The 23,853-nt window shown below is 69.1% G+C and carries 18 protein-coding genes and 5 pseudogenes; 8 read left to right on the forward strand and 15 right to left on the reverse strand.

What is annotated here, in order from left to right; genetic code table 11:
* Position 1 precedes the first annotated feature (1 nt).
* Positions 2-588, reverse strand: a pseudogene (locus tag SY89_RS04485) (IMP cyclohydrolase).
* A 129-nt stretch (positions 589-717) separates the two neighbouring features.
* On the opposite strand from SY89_RS04485, the gene SY89_RS04490 reads away from it, so the two are divergent.
* Positions 718-1,272, forward strand: coding sequence for a DoxX family membrane protein (locus SY89_RS04490; RefSeq protein ID WP_054583317.1), 555 nt, complete (start codon positions 718-720; stop codon positions 1,270-1,272).
* Positions 1,273-1,579: 307 nt separating this feature from the next.
* Here the strand turns inward: SY89_RS04490 and cgi121 are convergent, their stop codons facing one another.
* From cgi121 to SY89_RS04540, 10 genes and pseudogenes are all read right to left on the reverse strand, one after another.
* Complete coding sequence (cgi121, locus tag SY89_RS04495) at positions 1,580-2,083, reverse strand: KEOPS complex subunit Cgi121 (RefSeq protein ID WP_054583318.1); 504 nt, start codon at positions 2,081-2,083, stop codon at positions 1,580-1,582.
* Positions 2,083-4,480: pseudogene (locus tag SY89_RS04500) on the reverse strand (ATP-dependent DNA helicase). The gene cgi121 and the pseudogene SY89_RS04500 overlap by 1 nt, the downstream one beginning before the upstream one ends.
* Before the next feature lie 26 nt (positions 4,481-4,506).
* Positions 4,507-5,958, reverse strand: coding sequence for an amidohydrolase (locus SY89_RS04505; RefSeq protein WP_080506592.1), 1,452 nt, complete (start codon positions 5,956-5,958; stop codon positions 4,507-4,509).
* A 58-nt stretch (positions 5,959-6,016) separates the two neighbouring features.
* Positions 6,017-6,304 carry a GYD domain-containing protein gene (locus SY89_RS04510; RefSeq protein WP_054583319.1) on the reverse strand — a complete coding sequence of 96 codons (288 nt, stop codon included), beginning with the start codon at positions 6,302-6,304 and terminating at the stop codon, positions 6,017-6,019.
* 100 nt (positions 6,305-6,404) lie between these two features.
* On the reverse strand, positions 6,405-7,163 hold the full coding sequence (locus SY89_RS04515; RefSeq protein WP_054583320.1) for an SAM hydrolase/SAM-dependent halogenase family protein: 759 nt from the start codon (positions 7,161-7,163) through the stop codon (positions 6,405-6,407).
* Between the two features lie 27 nt (positions 7,164-7,190).
* Positions 7,191-8,300: an ABC transporter ATP-binding protein gene (locus tag SY89_RS04520; RefSeq protein WP_054583321.1), complete on the reverse strand. Its 1,110-nt coding sequence runs from the start codon at positions 8,298-8,300 to the stop codon at positions 7,191-7,193.
* Positions 8,301-10,076, reverse strand: coding sequence for an ABC transporter permease (locus tag SY89_RS04525; RefSeq protein ID WP_054583322.1), 1,776 nt, complete (start codon positions 10,074-10,076; stop codon positions 8,301-8,303).
* 1 nt (position 10,077) lies between these two features.
* Positions 10,078-11,205, reverse strand: coding sequence for a thiamine ABC transporter substrate-binding protein (locus tag SY89_RS04530; RefSeq protein ID WP_054583323.1), 1,128 nt, complete (start codon positions 11,203-11,205; stop codon positions 10,078-10,080).
* A 79-nt stretch (positions 11,206-11,284) separates the two neighbouring features.
* A complete protein-coding gene (locus tag SY89_RS04535; protein ID WP_054583324.1) occupies positions 11,285-12,430 on the reverse strand; it encodes an SPFH domain-containing protein in 1,146 nt (381 codons plus the stop codon).
* 73 nt (positions 12,431-12,503) lie between these two features.
* Positions 12,504-13,172 carry an NfeD family protein gene (locus tag SY89_RS04540; RefSeq protein WP_394325748.1) on the reverse strand — a complete coding sequence of 223 codons (669 nt, stop codon included), beginning with the start codon at positions 13,170-13,172 and terminating at the stop codon, positions 12,504-12,506.
* Between the two features lie 203 nt (positions 13,173-13,375).
* On the opposite strand from SY89_RS04540, the gene secF reads away from it, so the two are divergent.
* The 3 genes and pseudogenes from secF (at position 13,376) to SY89_RS04555 (ending at position 16,157) form a co-directional block, all read left to right on the forward strand.
* Positions 13,376-14,236: a protein translocase subunit SecF gene (gene secF, locus SY89_RS04545; RefSeq protein ID WP_054584663.1), complete on the forward strand. Its 861-nt coding sequence runs from the start codon at positions 13,376-13,378 to the stop codon at positions 14,234-14,236.
* 7 nt (positions 14,237-14,243) lie between these two features.
* Positions 14,244-15,852 (forward strand): annotated as a pseudogene (locus SY89_RS04550) (preprotein translocase subunit SecD).
* Between the two features lie 41 nt (positions 15,853-15,893).
* On the forward strand, positions 15,894-16,157 hold the full coding sequence (locus SY89_RS04555; protein WP_054583325.1) for a hypothetical protein: 264 nt from the start codon (positions 15,894-15,896) through the stop codon (positions 16,155-16,157).
* Here SY89_RS04555 and rnhB read toward each other — a convergent pair.
* From rnhB to SY89_RS04570, 3 genes are all read right to left on the reverse strand, one after another.
* Positions 16,154-16,804: a ribonuclease HII gene (gene rnhB, locus SY89_RS04560; protein WP_054583326.1), complete on the reverse strand. Its 651-nt coding sequence runs from the start codon at positions 16,802-16,804 to the stop codon at positions 16,154-16,156. The genes SY89_RS04555 and rnhB overlap by 4 nt on opposite strands.
* Positions 16,804-18,087, reverse strand: a complete 1,284-nt coding sequence (locus SY89_RS04565; RefSeq protein ID WP_054583327.1) for a tRNA pseudouridine(54/55) synthase Pus10 — start codon at positions 18,085-18,087, stop codon at positions 16,804-16,806. The genes rnhB and SY89_RS04565 overlap by 1 nt, the downstream gene beginning before the upstream one ends.
* Before the next feature lie 443 nt (positions 18,088-18,530).
* Entirely contained in the window at positions 18,531-18,788 is a 258-nt protein-coding gene (locus tag SY89_RS04570) for a hypothetical protein (RefSeq protein WP_144427132.1), read from the reverse strand.
* A gap of 464 nt (positions 18,789-19,252) precedes the next feature.
* Here SY89_RS04570 and SY89_RS04575 point away from each other — a divergent pair, with 464 nt between their 5' ends.
* The 4 genes and pseudogenes from SY89_RS04575 (at position 19,253) to SY89_RS17100 (ending at position 23,200) form a co-directional block, all read left to right on the forward strand.
* Positions 19,253-20,440 carry an amidohydrolase family protein gene (locus SY89_RS04575; protein ID WP_054583328.1) on the forward strand — a complete coding sequence of 396 codons (1,188 nt, stop codon included), beginning with the start codon at positions 19,253-19,255 and terminating at the stop codon, positions 20,438-20,440.
* A 107-nt stretch (positions 20,441-20,547) separates the two neighbouring features.
* Positions 20,548-21,479 (forward strand): annotated as a pseudogene (locus SY89_RS18100) (MFS transporter).
* Positions 21,479-21,727, forward strand: a complete 249-nt coding sequence (locus SY89_RS18105) for an MFS transporter (RefSeq protein ID WP_239685512.1) — start codon at positions 21,479-21,481, stop codon at positions 21,725-21,727. The pseudogene SY89_RS18100 and the gene SY89_RS18105 overlap by 1 nt, the downstream one beginning before the upstream one ends.
* 42 nt (positions 21,728-21,769) lie before the next feature.
* Positions 21,770-23,200, forward strand: a pseudogene (locus SY89_RS17100) (DHHA1 domain-containing protein).
* On the opposite strand, the gene SY89_RS04590 reads toward SY89_RS17100, so the two are convergent.
* On the reverse strand, positions 23,197-23,811 hold the full coding sequence (locus SY89_RS04590; protein ID WP_080506595.1) for a HalX domain-containing protein: 615 nt from the start codon (positions 23,809-23,811) through the stop codon (positions 23,197-23,199). The pseudogene SY89_RS17100 and the gene SY89_RS04590 overlap by 4 nt on opposite strands.
* Positions 23,812-23,853 lie beyond the last annotated feature (42 nt).

Below are 23,853 nucleotides of genomic sequence, written 5' to 3' on the forward strand. Positions count from 1 at the left end.
GCTACTCGCCGTTGTGGATCGCCGTCTCGGCCCCGTTGGCGTCGACGCGCACGCCGGCGGCGCAGACGGCGTGTTCGAACGTGTGCTCGTAGAGCTCCTGGGCCGCCGATTCGGCCTCGGCGGCGTCGAGGGCGAACGGCTCGGGGTCGTCCCGCTCGTAGGTGGCGATCAGCGTCGGCTCGTCGACTTCACGAACGACGAGCGCGTCCCGACGGACGGTACCGACGAACGCGGTGTCGGCACCGACGACGGCGGCGATCCGGGGGTGTCGTAGTCGTCCTTCTCGAAGTCCAGCGCGAGCAGTGCGGCCGCGAGCGCGTCGCGGGCGGGGTAGCCCATCTCGACTTTCTCCGCGATCGGGTCGACGTGGGAGCCGTTGCCGACGACGGCCCGCTGGCCGTCCGGGGCGTCGACTCGCCGGACGCAGTTGTAGGAGACGTAGGGGTTGTCGGTCGGTTCGGCGTCGTCCGTCGGGACGACGGTGAGGCTGCCGTCGCGCTCGATTACCTTCCGGTTGGGGAACGAGCGCGAGGAGACGCGGTAGGCTGCCAGTCCGGGCGCGGCGACGAGGAAGCGGCCGACGTACATACCGGTTCTGTGGCCGAAGCGGCCAAGTAGGTGGTGGTTTCCCGGCTACCGAAATCGGCCGGTACAGACGTTCCCATGGCTCGGGAACTACGCTCGGGGCATAAGACCCGCGCCGTCCAAGCTCGAAATATGGCAACACAAGAAGTCACACTCCGAAGTACGCTGGGCGGGTTCACCGCAGAAGGGAAGCTCCACACGCTGAGCGTGTGGTTCATCCTGGCGCTGCGGCTCATGATGGGACTGGCGTTCTTCCAGAGCGGCCTGGACAAGGTACTCTCGGGGAGCTTCTCCGCCGGTGGGTACCTGCTGAACGCCCCACGAGCCAACGGCAGCCCCGTGGCCGGGCTGTTCGAGGCGATGGGGTCCTCGCAGCTGTTCCTCGACTTCGTGAACGTCGCCGTGCCGTGGGGTGAGCTGCTCATCGGCCTCGGCCTGCTGGTCGGTGGCCTCACTCGCCTCGCCGCGTTCTGGGGCGCGTTCATGATGCTCATGTTCTACCTGGGCAACTGGAGCGTCTCGCACGGCTACATCAACGGCGACTTCGCGTACATGCTCGTGTTCCTCGCGGTCGCGGCGTTCGGTGCGGGCCGCATCCTCGGGGTCGACCAGTACCTCGAGCAGTACGAACTGGACGGCCGGCCGTTGGTCGAACGCTACCCGTGGACCCGGTACCTCCTCGGGTAACGTCGCCGCGACGAGATCACTTTTTCGCGAACCGGTCGGGAGCAGCGCCACGGTGACCGAACCGCCGACGGGCCGGCGATTGACTCCGAAACACTCATACTTGCGAGCGGATTACCGTTGGTTGCGAAGCACGCCACCGACGAGGTGGAGCGTAGCAGTCCATTGGGGTAGTGGCCAATCCTGAAGCCTTCTGGGGCTTCGACCCTGGTTCGAATCCAGGATGGACTACTTCCTCGCAGTTCTCGACCGACGAGCCGTGGCGGCGTCGACGACTACCCGCCACGGACGAGTCAATCCACGACGCGAGCTACTTCTCGACGTCCAGCAGCGCCACGCGCTCCAGCACCAGTTCCGTCAGGTCCCCTTCTACCGCGTCGAGTTCGGCGTCGGACACGTCGAAGAACGTCCGGACCGTCGCCTCGTCGTGCTCACCGAGCACCGACGCCTCCGTGACGTGTTCGCGGAGCCGTTCGACCGCTTCGGCCTCCGCAGCTTCGTCGCCGGCGGGCGAGTCCACGAGCACGACGACGCGGTTCGCCCCCTCGCCGACGCCCATCTCCAGGGCACGGTTGATCTGGCGGCGGCCGGCCGCATAGCAGAGCAGTTCCACCGCACGCTCCCGGGCGATGTTCTCGCCGCGGGCGATGGCGCGGTCGGCCCGGTCCAGCGCGCGCTGGAGGTGCGCAGCCGAGACCACGTAGTCGGCGTCGAACGCCTGTACCGTCGTTCCGGTCGCCTCGGCGACGTCGTCAAGCGTCGCGAGGAAGGCGTCGAGATCGTCGACCGTCGCCCGGCCGTCGAGGAGCCGCATCAGAAATCACCCAGCGAGGCCTGGCCCGCCTCCTCCCCGCGGCCGGCACGTTTCGCGTCGGCGTCGGCGGTCACGCCGTCCATCGACGGATCCTCGCGGCCGACGTTTTCGAGCACGGTCTCGGCGGTTTTCGCCCCGCGGAGCGCACCGAGGACGACCGACTTGTCGACGGTCCGGAGATCCGCCCGGCTCTCGACACCGGCCTCGAACAGCCGCCGCGCGCGCTTGCGGCCGACGCCGCGGACGCCCGTGAGATCAAGCAGCTCCTCCCGGACGCCGTCCTCAACGCGCTTTTTCGCCTCGCGGACGGCGACGACGGTCGAGAGATCGAGTTCGCCCGCCAGCCGCTCGGCGGCGTTGAGCAGCCACTCGGCGGTGTCGACCTTGCCCCGGATGTCGCCCGGGCCGACGCCGTATCGCTCGGCGATGCGATCCTCGTCGACCTCGCTGGCCCAGTCCTCCAGCATGCGGGCGGTTTTGAGCGCGGAGAGCCACTCCTCGAACGCCACGTCGTCGTACTCCGAGGGGTGCGCCCGAGCAGTTCGGTCTCGCGCTCGAACAGCTCCTCCTCGTACGTCTCGCGGTCGCCGGACTTCAGGTAGAGCTGGTACATGTCCGGCGTGCGGGAGACGAGGTGATACAGCCCGAGCGCCGACACGTCGCCGGCGTCGTCGCCCCCCTCGACCTCTTCGCCCATCGCCTCGGCCTCGCCGTCCGCGTCGGCCAACGGGTCGTCGTCGAGCAGATCGTTCCCGGAGACGAAGCCCGAGGACTCCGCCGGGTCGCCGTCCATCGCGCCCCGGGAGCCGTACTCCCGGCTTCCGTCGTCGCCGTCCTCGGCGTCGCGCAGGCCGTCGATGATCTCCGCAGCGCTCATCGGGTCGAGGTAGAGCCGCGAGACGGTGTGGCCGATCTCGGTCGCGGTGATCGTGTCGCCGTCGCGGTCGACGAACTCGTTGGCAGCGAGGTAGTTCAGAACCGTGTCTGTCACCGACTCCAGCTGCGCGTTCCCGGCGCTCTGGACCGCATAGAGCGTGTTGTCGAGGAACTCCAGGATCTCCTCGCGGGTGTTGGCAAAGCCGGACGCGACCGTCGCGAGCAGGTGGGTCCGCAGGGCGGGCTCGGCGGCCAGCTTCGACCGGACGGGTTCGGGCTCGCCGTCGATGTAGCGCTCGAACAGTTCCGCCTTGGTGTCGTTGTTCGAGGCGAGCAGGACCGCCTCGCCGTACGGGTCGAGGCCGGGCCGGCCCGCCCGCCCCATCATCTGGTGGACTTCGAGCGTGTCGAGTGGCTTCATACCGCCGAACTCCGGGTCGTAGCGCCGCCAGTCTCGGACGATCACCCGACGTGACGGCGTGTTCACGCCGGCGGCGAGCGTCGGCGTCGCCGCGATCACCTTGATCAGGCGGTCACGAAACGCCTCCTCGACCAGATCGCGGTGTTCGCTGGAGAGCCCGGCGTGGTGAAACGCCGCGCCCGCTTTGACGCAGTCGGCGAGGTCGTCGCTGGTCGCGGTGTCGGACACGTCCCGGATCGCCGTCGCCAGCTCCCGGAGGTCGGCGCGTTCCGCGTCGGTGAGATGGTCACTCGTGGTGCCGCCGAGCCGGCTGGCCGCGGATTCGGCGTTCCGGCGGGAGTTGACGAACACCAGGCTCGACCCGCCTTCGTCGAGCGTATCGTCGACCAGCGCCGGGGTCTGTTTGCCGCCGCTGTCGACCGACACCTCGCGCTGGGAGCCGTCGGCGAAGTTGATCGCGTTCCCGAAGTGGACGCCCGTCTTGAGGTCGATCGGGCGCCAGTCGGAGTCGACCAGTTCGGCGTCGAGCCAGTCGGCGATCTCGGGCGCGTTGCCGACCGTCGCCGAGAGCGCGACCGTCTGGAGGTCGTGGTTGATCCGCCGAAGTTTCGCGAGCGTCACTTCGAGCGTGGGGCCGCGCTCCCGGTCGTCGACGAGGTGGACCTCGTCGGCGACGACACAGGAGAGGTCGTCGATCCACGGCGCGCCGTTGCGCACCAGCGAGTCGACTTTCTCGCTCGTGGCGACGACGATGTCCCGCGAGGCCAGCCACTCGCCATCGGACTCGTAGTTCCCCGTCGAGACGCCGACGGTGACGCCGTACTCCTCCCAGCGCTCGAACTCGGCCTTCTTCTCGCTTGCGAGCGCTCTGAGCGGGACGATGTACAGCGCGGTCCCCCGCGTTCGACGGCGGAGAGCATCGCGAGTTCGGCGATCAGCGTCTTCCCCGAGGCGGTGGGGACCGCGGCAACGACGTTCTCACCGTCGGCCACCCCTCGCTCGACGGCCTCGGCCTGGGGTGGGTAGAGCGCCTCGACACCCTCGTCCTCGAGATGCTCACCGACGCCCGGAGGCAGGCCCGACAGCTCCGTCGGCTTCATTGGGAGAGGATTGCCCGCTCTCGGGTTTAAGTTGCCGGGTCCGATGCGACGACGGGAGCGCGCGTCGACGCCGCAAATCGACGGTCAGACAAGTTCGTCGGGGTCGGCGTCGGCCGGGAGGGGGACTCGTACTCGCGGTCGCCCTTCCGCTCCTCGAACTCCGCGCGGGCCTCGGCGAGCAGCTCCTCGTCGGTCAGTAGATCGTACAGCGACCCCGCGACGACTTTCCCGGCGAACAGCATCCCCGCGGTGCCGAGTTCCTTCCCGGCCGCGACAGCCTGCCAGGAGTGCGCTGGCGTCCCCGTCGGCCACGTCGCCGCACGGAACCGCCCGAGCGGGACGTTCCAGGACACGTCGCCGGCGTCAGTGGAGTAGGAGCCGACACCGCCCTCGTCGGTGGCGTCGAGGGGGTCGCCGAACATCGCCGCCTCGGCGACCTCCTCGCGGCGTTCGGGCGGCGCGCCGGCGTAGGAGGGGTCGTCGAGCGTCGCCTTCAGGTCCGCCGCGAAGGACTCCTGCTCGTCGGTGAGCGTGAACTCGGCCGCGTCCATCGTCGACCTGATCGAGTCGGCCAGCGCGTCGTTGGGAAGCACGCCGTACATGCCGCCGGTCTGGGTCACGTCGACGTCGGTGCCGGACATGAGCGCCGCGCCCTCGGCGGCGTCGCGCACGCGCTCGGAGACGCGCTCGACGGCGGCGCGGTCGGGCGCGCGGACCATCACCTCCATCGCCGCCTCCTCGGGCACGATGTTGGCGGCCTGCCCGCCGTCGCTGACAACGTAGTGGATGCGGACCGATTCGGCGACGTGTTCACGCATGTACTCGATACCGTTCCCGAGGAGTTGGACGCCGTCGAGGGCGCTCCGGCCCGCTTCGGGCGCGGCGGCGGCGTGGGAGCTCTCGCCCTCGAACCGCATCTCGAAGGAGTCGACGGCGAGGCAGGACCCTCGGCCGGGAGTGTTGAGCCAGTCCGGGTGCCACGAGACGACCGCGTCTACGTCGTCGAACGCGCCGGCCCGGACCATGAACACCTTGCCGGCGCCGATCTCTTCTGCCGGCGTCCCGAAGTAGACGACCGAGCCCCGGGCGTCGCCGCGCTCGATGGCGCGTTTGACCGCGATCGCGCCGGCGAGGCTGCCGACGCCGAAGAGGTTGTGGCCACAGCCGTGGCCCGGGCCACCCTCCTCGATCGGTTCACGTTCGGCTTTCGCGGCCTGGCTCATCCCCGGCAGCGCGTCGAACTCCCCCATCGTCCCGACGACGGGGCCCTCGTCGCCGTAGCGCGCGACGAACGCCGTGTCGATGCCGGCGACGCCGGATTCGACGGTGAACCCCTCCTCGCGAAGCGCTTCTTCGAGCAGCGCGGCGGAGTCGTGTTCCTCCAGGGAGAGTTCCGGGTTCTCCCAGAGTTGCTCCGAAAGCGCCGTGAGTCGGTCGTGCTCGGCCTCGATGTCGTCGAACAGATCCTGTTTGGTCACGGCTGTCCGGTGTTACCGCGGGACGAAAAGCGTTCGTGACGGATAACGGGTCGCCGGCTCAGATGTCCTGGACGAGCCCTCCCAGGTCGTCGACGGGGATGATCTCCATCGTCTGGGTGTCGAGCCCGTAGCGTTCGATGGAGACCGAGGTCTGGAACGCGCCGTCGCGGCCGTCCGCCTCGAAGATGACGACGAAGTCGTGTTCGCCGAGGATGGCGTACGCGTCGATCAGCTCCCCACCGAGCGCCTCGATATCGCCGGTCAAGTCACCCCAAACCGTCGCGAGATCCTGCACGTTCTGGACCGTTTCGTCGGTAACGTCGACCAGCGCCATGTACGTACCCATAATCGTGCCAAACGTTGCCACGTGCCGAAAACGTTCCGGCTGGGGTACCCCCGAGGCTGCGCTGGACGAACGAGTCGGTGACGGAGGGTCGTGGGGGCTCTCACCAGGAGAGCGACACGTCGTCGCCGACCGCGAGGTCGAACGCCTCGTCGCCGCGGCCCTGGTTGACCGCGAACTCGACGTTGCCGTGGCTGCCGACGGTGACGAGGCGCTCGCCGGGGTCCATCTCGGCGTAGGCGTCCTCGACGGGCGCGAACTCGTCGTTGACGCGGACGGTGCTGTGGCCGTCGAGGACGTGGCCGGGGATGTTGGTGATCGCGTTGCCGAAGCCATCGACGACCAGCACCTCGCCCGTCGCGGCGTCCTGGTCGCGGATCGGCTCGGGGAACGTCATGTCGACCCAGTCGTCGGTCGACACCACGCCGTCGGCGTGGGCGACCTCGTCGACCTCGTGGACCCGCGCGGCGGCGGGCGCGAACACGTCCCGACCGTGGAACGTGTTGCTCGCGGTCTCGTCGTCGTCGTAGGCGACCTCGTACACCGCGATCGCCTCGTCGTCATCGGCGAGCCGACGGGCCGCCGGGAGCGCGACGCCGTTGTCGGGCGCGACGATCCGGTGGCCGCCGGCCTCGACGACGATCGCGGCGCGGTCGGTGCCGACGCCGGGGTCGACGACGACGAGATGGGTCGCCGGCGGGAACTCGGGCAGCACCTCGCGCAGCCAGAACGCGGCGGCGCGCACGTCCTGCCGGGGGAAGTCGTGGGCGATGTCGACCAGTCGGGCGTCGCACTGCCGGAGGATGACGCCCTTCATCGTTGCTGGGTACGGCGTGCCGAAGTCGGAAGCAAGCGTGATCATGTGTTGGTGTGATCTGCGGCGGGTGGTTCAGAGGACGATCGCGTCAGCCGGGTCGAACCCGACCGTGATCGTGTCGTCGGCCGGCGGCTCGGGCAAGCGCAGCACGATCTCGCGGCCCGCCCACTCGCCGTAGAGACGCGTGATGCCGCCGAGGTACTCCGTCGTTTCGAGCGCGACCGGGAATCGGTTGTGGCCGGGGTCGGGGGAGAGCGCCGCCGGGCGCACGCAGAACGTCACGCGGTCGCCGACAGCCGCGGCGGCGTCGCCGGCGGCGACGCGGAAGGTCTCCTCGCCGCTGGCAGCAGCATCGCTGGTGGGGTTGGCGCCGGGAGTGGCGGCACCGTCGCCGTCGGCGCCAGTGACGCCCACGTCGACGGCCAGTTCGTCGCCGTCGCGGTCGGCGACGACGCCCGAGAACACGTTGTTCTCGCCGACGAACGAGGCGACAAACTCGGTCTCGGGGCGCTCGTACACCTCGACCGGGGTGCCGACCTGCTCGACGCCACCGTCGTGCATCACTGCGAGCCGGTCGGAGACCGCCAACGCTTCCTCCTGGTCGTGGGTGACGTAGACGGTCGTCACGTCGAGCTCCTGCTGGATGCGCTTGATCGCCCGGCGGAGCTGCTCGCGGAGTCGCGCGTCGAGGGCACTCATGGGCTCGTCGAGCAGGAGTACGTCCGGCGCCGGCGCGAGCGCGCGGGCCAGCGCGACCCGCTGTTGCTGCCCGCCCGAGAGCTCGTCGGGCTCGCGGTCGCCCATACCCGGGAGGTCGACCAGGTCGAGCAGTTCGTCGACGCGCTCGTCGGCGGTGAGCCCGCGCGGTGGGTCGGTGAACCGGAGGCCGTAGCGAACGTTCTCCGCGACGGTCATGTGCGGGAACAGCGCGTAGCTCTGGAACACGACGCCGACGTTGCGGTCCTCGACGGGCGTGTCGCTCACGTCCTCGCCGTCGAAGCGAACCGTCCCCGCGGTGGGCGAGGAGAGGCCGGCGATCGCCCGCAGCGTCGTCGTCTTCCCACAGCCCGAGGGGCCGACGAGCGTGAAGAACTCCCCCTCCTCGACGGTGAGCGAGACCGCCTCCAGCGCGACCGCGTCGGCGAACGTTTTCCGGACGCCGTCGAGTTCGATGCGCGCCATCTACATCCCCCTCCCCTCGCCGAGGCGGTCGATGACGAGGAAGCTCGCGGCGGTGACGACGAGCAACACACAGCCCATCGCCGTCGCGGGGCCGAGGCGTCGCCCGATGAAGCGTTCGATGGCGACCGGCATGGTGTACGCCGAACTCCCGCTGGCCAAAATCACCGTCGAATCGAACTCCCCGATGCTGATCGCGAACGCGAACGCCGCCCCGGCGACGACGCCGGCGAACACCTGCGGGAGTTCGATGTCGAGCAGGACCCGGAACCTGGAGGCGCCGAGGGTGCGCGCGGACTCGACGACCGAGCGGTCGATCGTCGCCAACAGCGGCGCGACGTTGCGCGTGACGAACGGATAGGCGCCGACGGCGTGGGCGGCGACGACGGCGACGGCCCCGGTGACGGTGAACCGATAGCCGAAGACTGTGGTGCCGAACACCAGCCCCTGGAGCAGGCCGAGGCCGACGACGACGCCCGAGACGGCAAAGGGCGCCATCGAGAGCGTGTCGATCAGCTTGCTCCCGGGCACGTCCCGGGTGGAGACGACAGCCAGCAGCACGCCCATCGGCACCGCGATCGCGAGGCTGCCGGCGCCGTACAGCAGCGAGTTGCTGATCGCCGTCAGCGGCTTGATCTGGAACGCTTCGGCGCTCAGCTGGCGGCTGACGAGGAACTCGTAGTTCGCGAGGGTGAACCCGTTGGGGCCGGTGACGCTCGCCAGAAGCATGCTCGCCATCGGCGTGACGAACACCACCAGCGCGACGGCGACGTAGGCCCAGACCGCCACCCGGTCGGTGTTCAGCGGGCCGAACAGCGGCTTGCGGGGCGCCGGGCGGGCGGCGCTCTCGGCGCGCTGGCGGGCCTCGTACTGGAGGTACGCGTACGTCAACACCAGCGAGAACAGCATCTCGAGGGTCACCAGCGTCGACGCGCCGCCGTAGTCGAGTTGGTTGACGCGGTGGTACACCCAGACTTCGACGGTCGCCAGCCGAAGCCCGCCCAGCGCGAGCACGATGGCGAAGGACATGAACGAGAAGATGAACGTCAGCAGCGCGCCGGTGAGGATCGCCGGCAGCAGTTGGGGGAACACCACGTCGACGAACGCCCGCCGTGGCGACGCGCCGAGGCTGCGGGCCGTCTCTGCCGTGCCGGCGTCGACGCTCTCCCACGCCGTCGCCGTCACCCGCGCGATCAGCGGCGCGTCGTAGAACGCGTGGGCGAGGACGATGATCGGCAGCGTGTACAGCAGTTCGATCCGGGGGAGCCCCACGGCGGTCAGCGCCGTGTTGAGGACGCCGTTCCGACCGAACGTGGCGATGAAGCCGATCGCGACCATGATCGACGGCATCACGAACGGCACCGCGGTCAGCGAGCGGATCGTCTTCCGCCCGGGGAACTCGAACCGCGCGAGCACGTACGCGCCCGGCAGCCCGAGCGCGATGCTCGCGATCGTCGACAGCAGCGCCTGGTACGCGGTGAAGCCGAACAGCCCCAGTTTGTAGTTCGGGAACGGGTAGGTGATCGGGCCGATCCGATGGGGCTCGATCGCCGTCCACAGCACCGAGGGGTCCTCGGCGGCCTGCGCGAGGACGCCGAAGAAGAACGGGTCGGCGAGCACCGAGCGCAGCGGCTCGAGCGTGAGCCGCCCCTCGCGGAGGATCGCCTCCGAGAGCACCCGGCCGACGGGGTAGTAGAACAGCAGCGTCAGCAGGGCGAGCGTCGAGAGGGCGGCCACCGGGAGCGTGGCGGCTTCGAGTCGCCGACGGATGGCCGTCACGCTACTGTTCGGCGACCTGCCGGGACCACTCGCCGAGCCAGTCGTCGACGTTCCCGGAGAGCCGGTCGTAGTCGAACGACACCACCGTCTCGGGCTCCGGCGTCAGCTCGTCGAACTTCTCTGGGAGCTCGGCGTTGTCGACCGCCGGCAACGCCACGTTGCGCTGGGCGACCTCGGCCTGGATCTCGGGGCGGAGCATGAACGAGATGAACGACTCGGCCAGGTCGGGCTTGTCGGTGTCGCTGAACCGGGCCATCGCCTCGAGGTAGGCGTACCCCTCGCCGTTCAGGAAGCCGATCTGGTGTTCGGCCATGTCGGCGTCGGACATGTCGGCGAACACTTGGTCGGTTGAGTACGAGACGACCGCGGGCGCCTCGCCCTCGCTGTAGGCGCCGTAGGCGGCGCCCCAGCCTTCGAGGATCCGGGCGCCGTTGTCGAGCAGCCGCTGCCAGTAGTCGAGGTAGCCGTCCTCGCCGTACTCGTTGATCGTCCAGAACAGGAACTCAAGTCCCGTCTCGCTGTTCTGGGGGTTCGGGATCAACAGCGCGTCGCGGTACTCCTCGGTCGTGAGATCCTCGAACGTCTCCGGCCCGGAGACCCCACGCTCGTCGAGCATGTTCTGGTTGTAGACGAGGCTGATGTACGCCGCCCCCATCGGCAGCGCCCGCCCCTGTGGGTCGAACTGGTACTCGTCGATCAGGTGGTCGGCGTTGTCGATGTTGCCGGTGTCGACCGAGTCGAACAGCGAGTCGCCGTTCTGGAGGTTGTCGTCGGCACGGACCATGTTCTCCGGCGTGAGGCCCGCGTAGAGGTCGGTGTCGACGGTGACGCCCTGATTGCGCCGCTGGAGGAAGTAGTCGATCCCCCCGTCCGGCGCGAACCACTCGAGTGTGGCGTCGTGTTCGGCTTCGAACTGCTCTTTCACCCACGCGCCGGGGCTCGTACTCGGCGCGTCGATGAACGAGGTGTACGTCCCGACACGGAGCGTCGGCGTTCCCTCGGTCGTCCCCGTGGTCGTGCCTGTCGGAGTGTCGGTACTGCCGTCTTCGCCGGTCGGTTCCGCGGAGCAGCCCGCGATCAGGGCCGCAGCGCCCACGCCGGCGGTTCGAAGGTACGCGCGTCGCTTCATGAGTACCCGTTACTATTCGGCCGTTATATAACCGTTGGAAATTTGTAGGGAAGGAGTAATTCGCCGGAGTGATCCGAAGTCAGCCGGACTCCTTGGTCTCGACCTCGGCGTCGTCGACGAACTCCGACTCGTCGGCGTCGGCGACCACGTCGTCGGCCGACTGGATGTCGGGCTCGGTGTCGCCGGACATGATCTTCTCGGCCTCCTCCTCCATCGCCTCGGTGTCGAGCTCGGCGGCCTCGTCGATCTGGCCGAGGATGTTCTCGATGTCGTCGAGCCCCAGCATCTCGCGGGTCTCCTCGTCGAAGTCCAGCGAGTTGAGGCTCTCCTTGGTCTTGGTGTCGCTGCCGGTCAGGTGCTGGCCGTAGCGGCCGACCAGCGAGGTGAGCTCCTGGGGCATGATGAACGTCGAGGAGTCGCCCTGCCCGATGTTCTCCAGCGTCTCCATCCCCTTGTCGATGATCGCGCGCTCGCCCATCGACTCGGCGGATTTCGCCCGGAGCACGGTCGAGATGGCGTCACCCTGCGCTTCGAGGATCTGGGACTGCTTCTCCCCCTGTGCGCGGATGATGTTGGACTGCTTCTCCCCCTCGGCCTCCTCGACGGCGGAGCGTCGCTCCCCCTGCGCTTCGAGGATCATGGCGCGGCGGCGGCGCTCGGCGGAGGTCTGCTGCTCCATCGCCTGCTGGACGTCCTTCGAGGGGTTGACCTCGCGGACCTCGACGGACTCGACGCGGATCCCCCACTCGTCGGTGGGCTCGTCGAGCTCTTTCCGGATCCGGGCGTTGATCTCCTGGCGCTTGTTGAGCGTGTCGTCGAGCTCCATGTCGCCCAGCACCGCACGGAGGGTGGTCTGGGCGAGGTTAGAGACCGCGGTCTTGTAGTCGTCCACTTCGAGGTACGCCTTCCGGGCGTCCATCACCTTGATGTAGACGACGGCGTCGGCGGTGACCGGGGAGTTGTCCCGCGTGATCGCCTCCTGGCGGGGCACGTCCAGCGTCTGGGTCCGCATGTCGAACGCGTGGGTCTGGGAGACGAAGGGCGGGATGAAGTTGATACCCGGTTCGAGGAGCTTGCGGTACTCCCCGAACACGGTGAGGGCTTTCTTCTCCGTTGCGTCGACGATCTCCACGGCCTGCCACACCGCGGCGATGACGACGAAGAGGAACAGCAGGCCGACGACGCCCGTGACGGCGCCGGCGAACTGCAGTGGTGCAATGACCATACCCGGGGTTGGGGTGTTGGTGGCTTAATAGTTTCCCGCGAAAAAACCGCCAGGCGGCGGTGTCGCCCGGCGATCAGTTCGTCTCGGTCTCGCGCTCGGACTCCTCCTCGGACTCCGCGTCGGACACCCCGTCCTCCGCGGCCTCGTCGGCGGCGACCGCGTCGGGCCGGGAAGTCCAACCGGAATCGTCGCCCGACGGGGCGTCGTCGGCGTCCGCGGCGTCGTCGCCCGCCCGCTCGTCGGACTCGGCGTCCGCGGCCTCCTTGCGGGCGTTCTCGGCGCGGGCACGTTCGAGTTCGCGATCGAGGCCCCCCTCGATCGCGCCCAGCGACTCGACGGTGACGACGTTGCCGCCGCCGGGGTCGACCACCATCACCTCCTCGCCTTCGGGGATCTCGCCCTCGATCGTGCGGGCGGAGTAGTAGGGGTTGAAGCCGCCGTTGTCGATCTTGACCTCGCCCTCTCGAGGGGTGACCCGGGAGGTGACGCGGGCGGTTTGCCCCTTCAGGTCGGCCGAGTCACTCGTCTGGGGCTGTCCCTTCCCGCCGTAGAAGTCGAGTTCGCGGTAGCCGTACAGCGTGACGATCCCGATCAGGAGCACGAGTCCGGCGAGCACGAACGGCGTCGCCGCGGGGCCGAGCAGCAGGCCGACCAGCCCGGCGCCGAGCAGCGACACGCCGACGACGATGAAGTGGGCCCCCGGCGCTAACGCCTCCGCGATCGACAGCGCGATCCCTGCCACGACCAACAGCAGGGGAGCGTCTCGGGGCCAAGCAGCCCTGACTGGAGCAGCATCGTGCTGGACATAGACCCCACGACGTATCAACGTTGGCTCCGTGCCACAGCCATGCTCGGGCGCGAACGGTAAGAGAAGGCTTATTCGGCACGCGAGGGGAACTCGGCGGTATGAATCAGTTCGTCCGGGAGGTGAGGTGAGTGCCGAGCGTGGACCTCCCCTTCGGACTTCCGGAGGTAGACTACGCCGAGTACTCGAACCGACAGCTGGTCGCGGTCCCGCTCGTGGTGCTGGCGATTGCCCTCCTGATCATCGGCGGCGTCTGGCTCACGACTGGCGCGCCGGTCGATCTCGGGATGGAGTTCACCGGCGGCACCGAGATGCGACTCCAGGTCGACGGCCCGAACGCCGAACAACAGATCCAGGAGGCGTTCACGGCCGAGCCGGCGAGCATCCAGCCGGTCGCCGGAAGCGACATCTACCTCGTGAGCTTCGGGGCGGATGCGAACAGCGAGCAGTTGGAGACCCAAGCCGAAAACGCCGGCTTCGGCGTGGAGTCGATCGATGCCACGTCGCCGAGCTTCGGTAGCGCGGCCCAGACCCAGGCGATCGGCGGCATCGTCATCGCCTTCGCGGGGATGAGCGTGCTCGTGTTCGCGATGTTCCGAACGTTCGTTCCCAGCATCGCCGTCGTGGTGTCGGCGTTCTCGGACGTGGTGGTGCCGCTGGCGCTGATGAACGTCCTCGGTATCCAGCTCACGCTCGGCTCGGTCGCCGCGCTGCTGATGATCATCGGGTACTCCGTCGACTCCGACATCCTGCTCAACAACCACGTGCTCCGCCGACAGGGGAGCTTCTACGAGTCGGCCTATCGCGCGATGGAGACCGGGATCACGATGACGGTGACCTCAATCGCCGCGATGACCGTGATGACGATCGTCGCGACCGCGTTCGGGATCGGGCTACTCTCCTCGATCGGGCTGATCCTCGTGTTCGGCCTCGCGACCGACCTGCTGAACACCTACATGCTCAACATGTCGCTGCTTCGCTGGTGGAAGTTCGAGGGGTGAGCCGATAATGGCCGACGAGGGCGGCACGTGGGCCAGCATCAAGGAGAACTGGCGAGTGGCCCTGCTCGTCGTGATCGTGCTCGCGAGCGTGTTCGCGCTGTTCTCGCCGACGCTCGCACCGAGCACCAACACGCCAGGATCGACGAGCAACGGCACGGCGGCGAACACCGGCATGACGAACCTCCAGTACGGCCTCGAACTCTCCGGCGGCACCCGGATCCAGGCGCCGCTGGTCGGCGTCCACGCGACCGGCGTCGACGTTCCCAACGGAACCGAGCGGCAGACGATCCGCCAGGAAGTCGCCGCCGGCCTCGAGAACGCGAGCGCACAGGACATCGCCGTCCGCTACCCCGGCGAGTACGGCGACACCGTCCAGCGGACGACGGTCGTCGAGGTCAGAACGGCGAACGTCACCGCCGCACAGCTCGACGCCGCGCTGAACGAGGCGGGCTATGAAGCCGACGACACGCAGGACCGCGTCTCGGAGATCACCCAGCGGACCGCGGTGACCGTGCTGCGACAGAAGGTCAACGAGGCCGGCCTCTCCGGCGGGACCGTCCGGGTCGTCGGCGGCGACGTGATCGTCGTCGAGGTGCCCAACGCCAACCAGACCGCAGTCCGCGAGCTGATCGAGTCCCGGGGCAGGTGCTGATCCAGGCGTACCACCAGAACGAGAACGGCACGTACGTCCGGACGACGATCATGGAGTCCGACGACCTCCGGCAGGTCGGCAACGCCGAACCGCTCGAGGGCGGCCGGGGCGGCGAAGTCGGCGTCATCGTCAGGGAGGACGCCGCCGAGGACGTCCAGCAGCGCTTCGTCGACACCGGACTCGCCCAGGAGGGCGGCACGGAGTGCCGCTACCGTGAGAACCCCAACGGGACCGAACCGTGCATCCTGCTCGTGCAGGACGGCCAGGTCCTGAACGCCTTCGGCGTCGAAGGGGCCCCAACGGCCTCGCCAAGCCGATGCGTGATGGGACGTGGGCGGACAACCCGCAGTTCCGCCTGACGACCGGGAACCTCTCGACGGCCCAGGAGGTCGCGATCAACCTCCGCGCCGGCGCGCTCCCGACCGAGCTCGACCTCGACCAGAACTCGATGCTGTACGTCGACCCCTCGCAGTCCGACCGGTTCAAGACCGACTCGTTGATCGCGGGGATCGCCGCGGTGCTCGCCGTGAGCGGCGTGGTGTTCGCTCGCTACCGGCGCGTCGAGGTCGCGGGGCCGATGATCGTCACCGCGCTCTCGGAGGTCGTGATCCTGATGGGGGCGGCCGCGGCGATCGGCTATCCGATCGATCTCTCGGTGATCGCCGGCTTCGTCGCCGCGATCGGGACCGGGGTGGACGACCTGATCATCATCGCCGACGAGGTGATGAGCGAGGGCGAGGTGAGCAGCCAGCGCGTGTTCCAGAGCCGCTTCCGCAAGGCGTTCTGGGTCATCGGCGCCGCGGCGGCGACGACGATCGTCGCGCTCTCGCCGTTGGCGGTGCTCTCGCTCGGCCAGCTCCGCGGGTTCGCGATCTTCACCATCCTCGGCGTGCTCGTCGGGGTGCTGGTCACCCGTCCCGCGTACGGCGACATCCTCCGGTCGCTGCTGACCGGAGACCACTGAGCGGCCGAACGTTTTTCTCCCGTTCGGGCGAATCCCGGCGTATGCCCTCCGGCGCCGATAATGGCGATGACGTCGATCCAGAAACCGAACGAGCGATCCGGCAGGCGGTTCGCGCGGAGATCCGCGGCGCCGTCCGGGCGCTGAGCCAGATCGGCGGCGGCCTGCTGCTGGGGTTCTTCGCGCTCCCGGCGCTCGCTGGCGTGCTGCTGGTGCTGGGTGCGCCGCTGATCGTGGTGGTGATCCTGTGGATCGGCGCGCTGCTCGCGCTCGGCGCGTACGCGTGGGAGCTGCCGCCGTTCCGTTAGAACTCGCTCAGCCCGGACTGTTCCGCGCTCGCGAGCACGTCCTCGCAGGTCGCCCACGTCGTCCGGGCGCACGCGGGCAGTTCCCCGTGTTCCTCGACGTACCCGGCGAGGAACGCCCGCGTGGTCGGATCGGAGGGGTAGCCGCTCCCGACCGCGCGGTCGTACTCGTCGTCGATCTCCGCCATCCGGCGGTCCCGCTCGACTTTGGCGACGACGCTCGCGGCCGAAACGACCGCGTACGACTCGTCGGCACCGTGTTCGGCAGTGACTGTGACCTGGGATCCCCGCTCGGTCACCGCATCCCGGAGTCGCCGGCCGAACCGCGACTCGTCGGTGTCGGCGGCGTCGGCGACCACGTCGTCGCCGTCTCGGGCGACGGCGGCGACGGCTTCGGCCTGCGCCGCGACGCCGAGGCCGTTCATGTCGGTCTCGGGGGCGTCGATCCGCTCGGGCGCGACGGCCGCGGTCGCAACCGATATCTCGGGGCAGTCGCGGAGCCCGGCGGCCAACTCCTCGCGGCGCGCCGCGGACAGCTGCTTCGAGTCGTCGAGCCCTGCCGGGAGGTCGGCGGGATCGGCCCTGACCGCACCGGCGATCAGCGGACCGAGTGCCGGGCCCTTCCCGGCCTCGTCGGCGCCGACGACCATCAGTCCCGGAAGTACGCCGCGTTCTCGAACGGCTCTGATTCGCCCTCGACGCGGAGCACGTCCAGCGCCGTCACCTCGGCGCCGACGCCCAGCAGTCCCGCGAGCGACGGCGTGGTGCGGCCCTCGTCGCTCGAGACGAGCTCCTTGATGTAGAGCCCGCCCGCACCGTGGATCTCGACGGTCGCAGTCCGGGCGTCCTCGAGGTCGCCCTCGATGTCGTACACGTCGCGGGTGCGGACCTTGCTCGCCCGGCGGTGGTCGACACGGTTGGGCGTCTCCTGTTCGATCGTCGCGCCGTCGAGTTCCTCGAGTGCCGCGGCGAAGTCGTCGGCGTCGACATCGGCGTCGAACGCGACCGCGGCGCGGTAGCGCTTCGAGGCGTCGTGGCGCTTGACGCGCTCGACCATCTCGTGGGTCGCGAGGCGCAGCCCTTCGACCTCGACTTTCCCGTCGGCGAAGGCGTTGATGTCCTCCTGCAGGCGGTCGGTGTCCACGTCGCGCCGGCGGGGGTCCTCGATCTCGATGACGAACGGTCGCCCCGTACCGAGCATCCGGGCGTCGACGTCCTCGCGGCCGGCGCCGTGGAACGTCGCCCCGACGCCGTCCATCACGTCCTCGACGACCGGTGCGGTGAGCTGTTCGACGCTCTCGGGGTACCGATAGCCCAGCCCGTCACACTCCTCGCAGGGCTCCCGACCCTGCCGGCCGCTGCCGTTGCAGGCCGAGCAGGGCCACTTCGTCTGCGGGATCCCTCGCTCCAGCTTGCGGTAGCGGCCGTAGACGAACGCGGAGTTGACCTTCGCCTCGACGGTGTCGTCCTCCAGATCGAGCAGGAACTGGACCTCCGGGCGGTCGAAGTCGACCTCGGTTCCAGTCAGTCGGCCGACGCGCTTGCCGACCTCGCGGTTGAACTCGCTTTTGAACCGTTCGCCGGCGTCGGCGTCGAGGCCGGCGTCCTCCCGGAGCATGCGCTCGTTCTCCTCGATCAGCGCGGGCGGGCGGGTGCCCACCTGGTAGGTCTCGTACTCCACGTCCTCGACTTCGGCGGCGGCGCGCTCGGCCCACTCGTCGAACGCGGCGCAGTAGCCTTCACAGACCCAGCACTCTTCAGGGTCGACGTAGGCGGGTTCCGCGTCGTCCTCCAGCCCGACGACGGTCCGCAGCGCCCGCCCCCGTTCGCGGTTGGTGAGGCCGTGGCTTCGGTCGGCGAAGACGCGGCCCAGACAGGCGTCGCAGACCCCGTCGACCGCGAGCACGGCGCGGGCGTCCTCCAGTACGCTCATGGCTGGAGTCGGGGCGGAACGGGTAACTACCTTGCCCTTCCCCGACGGCATCGCTGGGTGGGGAAGACGTGCGTGGTGGAGCGTATTTCTGGGGAGGTGAGAATGGAGGGCCCGTGCGCCAGCGGGGGCGTACACAGGGGGCGACCCTGCGTGACTTCGCACAGCCACGGCATCGGTTTCGTGATCGGCGCACGGCGGCGCCGATCGGTCACGGGCTATCAATCAGCTTCCGCACAGCCACGGCATCGGTTCCGTGATCGGCGCACGGAGGCGCCGAGGGGTTACGTACTGTCAATCGGCTTCCGCACAGCCACGGCATCAGTTCCGTGATCGGCGCACGGCGGCGCCGAGGGTTACGTACTGTCAATCGGCTTCCGCACAGCCACGGCATCAGTTCCGTGATCGGCGCACGGAGGCGCCGATCGGTCACGTGCCGTGGCTGGCTAAGGAGGCCCCGTGCGTAACTCCACCTCCACCTCGCTGACACCGAATCGGTCCTCCAGCCGCGCGGCCGTCTCGGCGCTGTCGTCGACGACCAACGACGCCGAAACGGTGACCGTCAGGTCGTTCAGGCCAGGGCGGATGCCCTGGAGGTCGACCTCCTCGACCGCGTCGACGCCGTCGGCGCCGCCGAGACGGTCTCGAACGCCGGTTTCGAGGTCGCCGGCTGCGTTGCGCGGGACGCTAACTGTACAGTCCACACCGATGGGCTGGCGGTGAACCGCCGACCCGTCGGAACTTTTGGTGCTCATCGCATGCTCCCACCACGACTCGAACGTGCTGGGGACCAGCTCCCGTGGGAGTTGGCCCACAACGTGAACAGACGGCTCAGGAAAGTGCAGGTTCGCACCGACCGGGCCGCCGTGAACCGATTCACGCTGCGAGCCGACCGGAACGAACCTGCGGGCGTACGATGGAAATCCCGACATACCCGAACCGGTCCGCTCCGGTAAACCCAAGCGCAGAGCTATTGAGCCCTGTGAGCATTGGGAGGGATGTCGGGAGGCGCATCGTTCGTCCTGTCAGTTCCTCTATTCCGGTCCCACTTAACTCTACTCCGAGGTTGTGAAACCGTGTCACGGGAGTAAGAGACACACCGACGGTCGGTCGGGGCCGGCCGTGCTTCGAACCGAAATCATTTGTTCGACCGCTCCGACTCGCGAGTATGCGAGTCATCCGGAACGGGGTCGTACACACTCAGACCGAGCGCGGAACGATCGAGGGCGACGTACTGATCGAGGACGGGGAGATCGCCGACGTGGGCGAGGTGGACGCGCCCGACGACGCCGACGAGATCGACGTCGACGGCGCACACGTTACGCCCGGGCTCATCGACGCCCACTCCCACGCCGGGATGGCCGAGTGGGGCGAACCCGAGGACGGCGACTTCAACGAAGGCACGTCCGCGACGACGCCCCACGTCAACGCACTCGACGGGTTCCACCCGCGCGACGAGGAGCTCAAACACGCCTTCCAGAACGGCGTCACCAGCGTCTCCAGCCGGATGGGGTCGGGCAACGTCATCGGCGGCGTGATCGTCTCGATGAAGACCTACGGCGACCGCGCCGACGAGATGCTGATCACCGAAGACGGGATGAAGGCCGCGATGGGCGAGAACCCGAAGCGCTTCCACGGCGAGCAGAAGGATCGCCAGCCCTCGACCCGGCCGGGCGTGGCTGCCACGCTCCGCGAGCAGTTCATGGCCGCGGAGGACTACCTCGACCGGAAGGCAAACGCCGACGGGGACGACGAGTTCGAGCGCGACCTCGGGATGGAGAACCTCTCTCGCGTGCTCACCGGCGATCTCCCGCTGCGGGTCCACGCCCACCGGGCCGACGACATCCGGACCGTGTTCCGCATCGCCGACGAGTTCGGCATCGACGACCTCTCGATCGAACACGCCACCGAGGGCCACGTGATGGCCGAGGAGTTCGTCGAACGGGACGTGCCCGCGGTCGTCGGCCCGTCGATCTCCTCGGCGAGCAAGTACGAACTCCGGAACATCACCTTCGAGACGCCGGGGATCCTCCACGACGCCGGCGTGAAAGTCGCGATCCAGACCGACGCGCCGGTCCTGCCCCAGCAGCATCTCGACGTCTGTGTCGGGCTCGCGGTCCGTGAAGGGTTCCCGAAGGAGGCCGCACTCGACGCCGTGACCACCAACGCCGCCGAGATCCTCGGGATCAAGGACCGCGTCGGTACGCTCGAACCGGGCACCGACGCCGACGTGGCGGTCTGGGACGGCGAGTTCTGGCGGGTCGACAGCCGGACCCAGCACGTGTTCGTCGACGGCGAGCACGTGTTCGATCGCGACGCCGACGCGGTGGATCCGCGCGAAGAGTACGCCTGGTAGCGCCGATCGTGCAGGTCCCCACCCTCACCAGTCCCGCGATCGACGACGAGGACCCGAGCGTCCCGGTCGTCGTCGGCGCCGTGATCGCCGGGGTGTTCTTCGGCGGCGTGGGCGGCGGTGTCGCGTTCCCGACACTCCCGGCGCTGGGGACGGTGTTGGGGATCTCCTCGTTCGTCGTCGGGATGATCCTCTCGGTCAACCGCTTCACGCGGCTGCTGTTGAACACGCCGGCGGGGCAAGTGCTCGACCGCCTCGGCACGCGCCGACCGATGCTGATCGGCCTCGCCGTGCAGGGGCTGGTGCCGTTCGGCTACGTGGTCGCGCTCGATCCGGGCGCGATCCCCCTCTCCAGCGCCGCGATCTTCTTCCTCTCGCGGGCGCTGTGGGGGTCGGCTCCGCGTTCGTCTTCGTCGGCGCGTTCACGACCGTCACCCACGTCACGACCGCGCAGAACCGCGGGAAGTGGGTGGGGTACATGCGCGGCGGCCAGAGCCTCGGCTTCCCCGCCGGGCTCATCCTCGGCGGGATCTTGACCGATCTGTACGGCTACAGCGAGGCGTTCGCCACGGCCGGCGCGGCGGGGCTGTTCGCGGCGGTCGTCGCGTTCGTCGTCCTGCCGAACGTCGAGGGGAGCGCGTCGGCGACGACGCGGCTGCGGGACCTCCCGGCGGTCGTCCGCGCCGACGCCCGGGTGCTCGGCATCGGCGCCACTAACCTCGCGGTGCGGTTCCTCTACGCCGGCATCCTCCTCTCGACGGTCGTGCTGTACACGAACGAGTACAACATCGCCCTCGGCGCGCTGGCGTCGACGGGCGTCAGCGGGATCGTGATGGCGATCTCCGTGCTCGCGATGTCGGTGACGACGCTCGTGGTCGGTCGGCTCTCGGATACGCTCCCCTCGCGGACGTACACCGTGATCCCGGCGCTGGGGCTGCTCGCGGCCGGCTTCGCGCTGCTCGCGTTCGTCCCAGCGTCGCGAGCACGGTCGTCGGCGTCGCGCTCGTGGGGATCGGCGTCGGGGGCACGGGCCCCCCACTGATGGCCTACCTCGGCGACATCGCGCCCGGTGGCGACGTGGGGAAACTCGGCGGCGTCTACAACGTGTTCGGCGATCTGGGCTCGACGATCGGCCCGCTCGTGGCGCTGCCGGTCGCCTCCGTCGTCGGCATGCGGCTCGAGTACCTCGTCTGCGCCGGGATCGCCGTGCTGACGGCGGCGATGGTGCTCGCGACGCTCGACGGCGACCCCGAGACGCTCCGGGCGCCGGAGGTCGTGCCGAACGACTAACGAGATTTTTTACCACACGCCGCCCCCAGTTCCACCAGAGCGATGAGCGACCCCGTCCCCGCGATGGCCGACCGCGCGAGCGCCTGCGCCGAGCGCGTGCTGGCTGCCGACTCCGTCGTGCTCGCCTCCCACATCGACGCCGACGGCCTCACCAGCGGCGCCATCGCCGCCACCGCGCTGGAGCGGGCGGGGATCCCCTTCGAGACCACGTTCGAGAAGCAGTTGGACGCCGCCGCGATCGACCGCATCGCCGCCACCGACCACGAGGTCGCGCTGTTTACGGACTTCGGCAGCGGCCAGCTCGACGAGATCGTCCCCCACCACCGCGCCGGCGAGTTCGACGCCGTCGTCGCCGACCACCACCAGCCGGCGACCGGGGAGGACGGCGAGGAGCCGCCGGAGATCGAGCACCACCTCAACCCGCTTCTGTTCGGCATCGACGGCGCCGCGGAACTCTCCGGCGCGGGGGCGACGTACGTGCTCGCCCGCGCGATGGAGCGTGACGGCGTCGACAACCGCGACCTCGCGGCGCTGGCGGTGGTCGGCGCCGTCGGGGACATGCAGGACACCGACGGCGGCCTGCGGGGGGCGAACGAGGGGGTCGTCGCCGAGGGCGTCGACGCCGGCGTGATCGAGGAAGTGACGGACATCTCGCTGTACGGTCGCCAGACCCGCCCACTCCCGAAGCTGCTCGAGTACGCCAGCGAGCTCCGAATCCCCGGGATCTCCGGCGACGAACAGGGGTCGATCCGGTTCCTCTCGGAGTTGGACGTGGACCTGAAAGTCGACGGCGACTGGCGGCGCTGGGTGGATCTCTCCTTCGAGGAGCGCCAGACCGTCGCCAGCGCGCTGATGCGCCACGCGATCTCGCGGGGCGTCCCCCGGAGCGCGTCAACGGCGTGACGACGACGACGTACACGCTCTCCGCGGAGGAGGTCGGCACCGAACTCCGGGACGTGAGCGAGTTCTCGACCGTGCTGAACGCGACCGCTCGCTACGAACGGGCGGACGTGGGGCTGGCGGTCTGTCTGGGCTACCGCGACGAGGCACTCGAGGAGGCTCGGACGCTCCTGCGCACCCATCGGCGGAACCTCTCGGAGGGGCTGGAGTGGGTGAAGACGGAGGGCGTCGAGCAGGCGGAGCATCTCCAGTGGTTCGACGCGGGCACGCGGATCCGCGAGACCATCGTCGGCATCATCGCCGGGATGGCGCTGGGCGCGGAGGGGTACGACGCGACCAGCCGATCATCGCGTTCGCCCAGGAGAACGACGAAGAGCTCAAAGTGTCCGGGCGGGGGAGTGGGTTCCTCGTCAGCGACGGGCTGGATCTCTCTGTCGTGATGTCCGAGGCCGCCGCGGCGGTCGGGGCGGCGGCGGTGGCCACGACGTGGCGGCGGGGGCGACCATCCCCCGAGAGAAACGGGACGCGTTCGTGGAAGAGGCGGACCGAATCGTCGGCGAACAGCTGGGCTAGGCGCCGATGTCTTCGAACAGCCGTCGGTAATCCTGCGTGTCGAACTGCTCGGTGATGCGCTCGAGTTCGGCGTCGAGCTCCGCGAGCTCCGCGGTCAGCTGCTGATACTTCTCGTTCCGTTCGAGCGCCTCGCGGGGTTTCTCGGCCTCCAGCGTCGCCCGCTTCGAGGCCAGCGCCGCGGTTCGCTGGAGGTGGTCGTCGTACTGGCTTCGGGTGCCGAGGCGCTCGACGGCGTCGAGGAGCTCGTTCTGGGAGAGCGGCTTGAGCACGTAGAGGTCGAACCCCATCTCGACGATGTCGAAGTCGGGTTCAACCGCGGTCACCATCCCGACGCGGATGTCGAGTTCCCGCTCACGAATCGTCGCCAGCAGCTCCTCCCCGTGGCCGTCCGGGAGTCGTCGATCCAGGAGCGCGATGTCGTACGCCGCGGATAGCCGGTCGGCGCCGTCGCCGACGCTGTTTGCGACGTCGACGTCGTACCCCGCCGACTCGACGGTGGTCTGGTAGAGGTCGGCCACGTCGGGCTCGTCCTCGACGATCAACACCCGGTTCGTGTCTGCCCGCTCGTCGGTGCGACCTGTCTCCCCCGGATCGGGCCCCGCCTCGGTCATAGTGGCAACAGTTCGGCTGCCAACAGTTAACAGTACCGTCAC

Source organism: Halolamina pelagica, from assembly GCF_001307315.1.
GTDB lineage: Archaea > Halobacteriota > Halobacteria > Halobacteriales > Haloferacaceae > Halolamina > Halolamina pelagica_B.

Excerpts from the sequence above, each read along its gene's own strand:
- SY89_RS04490 (WP_054583317.1), top strand. The coding sequence starts at position 718 with ATGGCAACACAAGAAGTCACACTCCGAAGTACGCTGGGCGGGTTCACC.
- cgi121 (WP_054583318.1), bottom strand. The coding sequence starts at position 2,083 with ATGCGGCTCCTCGACGGCCGGGCGACGGTCGACGATCTCGACGCCTTC.
- SY89_RS04510 (WP_054583319.1), bottom strand. The coding sequence starts at position 6,304 with ATGGGTACGTACATGGCGCTGGTCGACGTTACCGACGAAACGGTCCAG.
- SY89_RS04515 (WP_054583320.1), bottom strand. The coding sequence starts at position 7,163 with ATGATCACGCTTGCTTCCGACTTCGGCACGCCGTACCCAGCAACGATG.
- SY89_RS04520 (WP_054583321.1), bottom strand. The coding sequence starts at position 8,300 with ATGGCGCGCATCGAACTCGACGGCGTCCGGAAAACGTTCGCCGACGCG.
- SY89_RS04530 (WP_054583323.1), bottom strand. The coding sequence starts at position 11,205 with ATGAAGCGACGCGCGTACCTTCGAACCGCCGGCGTGGGCGCTGCGGCC.
- SY89_RS04535 (WP_054583324.1), bottom strand. The coding sequence starts at position 12,430 with ATGGTCATTGCACCACTGCAGTTCGCCGGCGCCGTCACGGGCGTCGTC.
- SY89_RS04555 (WP_054583325.1), top strand. The coding sequence starts at position 15,894 with ATGCCCTCCGGCGCCGATAATGGCGATGACGTCGATCCAGAAACCGAA.
- rnhB (WP_054583326.1), bottom strand. The coding sequence starts at position 16,804 with ATGGTCGTCGGCGCCGACGAGGCCGGGAAGGGCCCGGCACTCGGTCCG.
- SY89_RS04565 (WP_054583327.1), bottom strand. The coding sequence starts at position 18,087 with ATGAGCGTACTGGAGGACGCCCGCGCCGTGCTCGCGGTCGACGGGGTC.
- SY89_RS04575 (WP_054583328.1), top strand. The coding sequence starts at position 19,253 with ATGCGAGTCATCCGGAACGGGGTCGTACACACTCAGACCGAGCGCGGA.
- SY89_RS18105 (WP_239685512.1), top strand. The coding sequence starts at position 21,479 with ATGGCCTACCTCGGCGACATCGCGCCCGGTGGCGACGTGGGGAAACTC.
- SY89_RS04590 (WP_080506595.1), bottom strand. The coding sequence starts at position 23,811 with ATGACCGAGGCGGGGCCCGATCCGGGGGAGACAGGTCGCACCGACGAG.